General features: G+C 51.0%; 3 protein-coding genes. All 3 read left to right on the top strand.

The window, feature by feature from the left end; all coding sequences use genetic code 11:
- Positions 1–278 precede the first annotated feature (278 nt).
- The 3 genes from ACR3FF_RS26375 to ACR3FF_RS26365 are packed head-to-tail and all read left to right on the top strand — an operon-like array spanning position 279 to position 3,173.
- Positions 279–1,481 (top strand): acyl-CoA dehydrogenase family protein, encoded by a 1,203-nt coding sequence (locus ACR3FF_RS26375; RefSeq protein WP_458191053.1) that lies wholly within the window; start codon positions 279–281, stop codon positions 1,479–1,481.
- A gap of 59 nt (positions 1,482–1,540) precedes the next feature.
- The gene (locus ACR3FF_RS26370; protein WP_458191052.1) at positions 1,541–2,101 is read left to right on the top strand and encodes a MaoC family dehydratase; all 561 of its coding nucleotides are present in this window, start codon (positions 1,541–1,543) and stop codon (positions 2,099–2,101) included.
- A gap of 1 nt (position 2,102) precedes the next feature.
- The gene (locus ACR3FF_RS26365) at positions 2,103–3,173 is read left to right on the top strand and encodes an acetyl-CoA hydrolase (protein WP_458191051.1); all 1,071 of its coding nucleotides are present in this window, start codon (positions 2,103–2,105) and stop codon (positions 3,171–3,173) included.
- Positions 3,174–3,274 lie beyond the last annotated feature (101 nt).

Genomic DNA, 3,274 nt, shown 5'->3' with positions numbered 1-3,274 from the left:
CTGCGAGCGCGTACCTGGTACCGAGAATTTCGTGAACTTGCACTGATGTGTGCCGTCTACAACATCAAGAAGGCCGCAGAACAGGAGATTCCACTCCCTTCAGGCGATTAAACACGGCCATTTCACGGACGGCCAGGACGAGAACCCAGATCTTCTGTAGTAACTGAGCGAGTAACAATCGAAGCGGGGTAGTGGATTACTCACGGTTACAGTCTGCAACGGGTCAAGTAGTGATGTTGACCCATGGATTTATTTCATTTGACGAAAATCTGTGAGTGATGCTGTCCGCCATGGAGACTCTAGAGCTATCAGCGGAACAACGGATGGTGCAAGATGCCATTCGAGACATCTGCGACGACTTTGACGCCGATTACTGGCGTCAAAAGGATGAACAAGAGGAGTATCCTCACGAATTTGTCGATACTCTTGCAGAGAATGGCTGGCTTGGGGCACTCATACCCGAAGAATATGGTGGTGCAGGAATGAGTACAGCAGAAGTCGTCGTTATCATGGAAGAGGTCGCGGCGAACGGTGGTGGATTCAGTGGCGCGCAAGCGATTCACGGTGCAATCTACAACACGCCCGCAATCGTGAATTACGGATCGAAAGAGATGAAAGAAGAGTTGCTTCCGAAGATGGCTGCCGGTGATATCTCGATTCAGTCGATGGGACTCACCGAACCAAACGCTGGCTCTGACTCGACGTCTATCGAGACAGTTGCCGAGCGAGATGACGACGAGTACGTCATCAATGGACAAAAGATCTGGATTTCACGAGTCGATGCAACAGATTTCCTCATTCTCATCGCACGAACGACACCTCGAGACGAGGTTGAAAAGCGAACCCAGGGAATCTCGATGTTCCTCATCGACCTCGAAGACGCCCGGGAACAGGGAGCCTTTGAAGCCCGACAGATTCCAAAGACCGTGAGTGGGTGTGTCCATTCCTACGAACTTTGGTTTGAGGATCTTCGAGTGCCTGTGCATCGACTTATTGGAGAAGAAGGCGACGGATTCTATCAAATTCTAGATGGATTGAACGAAGAACGCATCGTCATCGCCGCCGAATGCATCGGACTCGGTGAGGCCGCTCTCGAAGCGGGAGTCAATTACGCAAACGAACGGGAGGTATTCGGAAGTAAAATCGGGGCAAATCAGGCGATTCAACATCCGCTTGCGGAAGCGTACGCACACGTACAGGCAGCGAAGCATGTCGTCTATAACGCGGCTGAACTCACGCAAACGAAATCCCAGCAAGAGGTCGGTGCCCAAGCGAATATGGCAAAGTATCTCGCCGCACAATCCGCGTTCGATGCTGCAGATGCTGCCGTTCAGACCCACGGTGGATTCGGTGTTGCACGTGAGTACGACGTTGAACGGTTCATGCGTGAGGCACGATTGACACGCCTCGTTCCGATCACTCAAGAGTTGGTTCTCAATTATCTGGGTGAGAAAGTGCTCGGAATGTCGCGTTCGTACTGACTGGCGCAGGTATTCCTACGAAATATTTATGTGAATATACCGTACCATTAGAGGTGTTCATGAGTAGTGAGCAGAGCGACGACCGACAATTAGTTGATGGGTGGCAAGGCCGATTCTTCGAGGATTTCGAAGTGGGTGATATATACAAGCATCCGTACGGACGAACGGTAACGGAAACGGATGACGTCTGGTTGACAAACGTAACAATGAACTTGAATCCGATGCATTTCAACGAATCCTATGCAGCGGGGACTGAATTCGGTGAGCGACTCGTTAATGGCTTGGTCGTCATTGCAATGGCCGTCGGGATGAGCGTCATCGACGTCTCACAGAACGCCACGGCGAACCTCGGATACGACGACGTTCGGCATCATGGGCCGGTATTTCATGGCGATACCCTATTCGCGGAGAGCGAAGTCGTGAGCAAGCGAGAAAGCGAATCACGTGACCACGTTGGTATCGTCACTACAGAACTCCGTGCATACAATCAAGAGAATGAAAAGGTACTCTCGTTGCGTAGGACGAATATGATGCTCAAACGGTCACATGCAGCACCTTCTGCGGCAAAACCGCCAGGGTGGCCTGACGGTATCGGAACCCAACCCGAGGATGTGGTCTAGTATGGGGGATGTGACTGACCGAATCAGTGGAGATCTCCCAGTCACAACAGCAAAAGATGCAGCATCCGAAATTGAATCGGACGCAACGCTTGTTGTGAGCGGGTTTGGAAGTGTTGGATACCCAAAAGCAGTACCGAACGCGCTAGCGAATAGTGATCGCGACCTCATGCTTACGGTCATTAGCGGTGGGAGCGTTGGTGATGAGATTGATACCGATCTCGTCGAGGCTAATGCGATCTCACGGCGTTTTCCATACCAGGCTCGAACCGCATCACGTGATGCAATCAACCACGGGACGATAGCATTCCATGACCGACATGTATCGAAGACAGCTGACGAAGTCGAATTAGGATATTTCGGTGCTGTTGATACCGCAGTAATGGAAGCGGTTGCAGTGGGCGAAGATTGGTTGATTCCCTCAACGTCGATTGGACATACTCCCGGATTCGTCCGTGCCGCTGACAGACTCATCGTCGAGGTAAATGAATCACACCCACTCGGGTTACAGCAGCTCCACGACGTGTATCGACCAGCATTGCCGCCAAATCGGAGATCAATCCCACTGACATCTCCAAACGAGCGAGTTGGAAGTCCAAGAGTCAAATTTGACCCGAAAAAACTGATGGCAGTAGTTCGGACGAATCAGCGTGATTCACCGTACGAGTTTCGTGATCCATCAGATGTTGATGAAGCAATCGCGTCGAATCTTGCGGCGTTTTTGCGAACTGAGTGCAAGCAAAATCCCGCACTTACTGACAATATCGTCCTGCAATTCGGCGTTGGCAGTCTTGGCAATGCACTAATGGCTGCATTCAACTCGGTCGATTTCGGTAACAGAACTGTCTCATACTTTGGAGAGGTTATCCAGGATGGGTTACTTGATATGCTCGATTCGGGGAACTTGGAGTCAGCAAGTGCGGCGTCGTTAGCGCTTTCTGCAGAGGGTCAACAGAGGCTCTACGACCACATCGACAGATATGCAGAAGATATCATATTACGAAATGCAGACATTTCGAACAACCCTGGGCTTATCGAGCGATTTGGTGTTATCGGTGCATCCGTGTTCGGTTAAGGAGCGAAACCGGCAGATGGTGCTGTCTTGATAAGGTTATCTTCAGAAACCGCGTAGAGAGAGGTTGTGCTAACAGAACTCTCTCCAACACTCATACGACG

Source organism: Haladaptatus ordinarius, from assembly GCF_054177595.1.
Note: the sequence above shows the minus strand (reverse complement) of the source record. Positions and strands in the feature narration are given on the sequence as shown.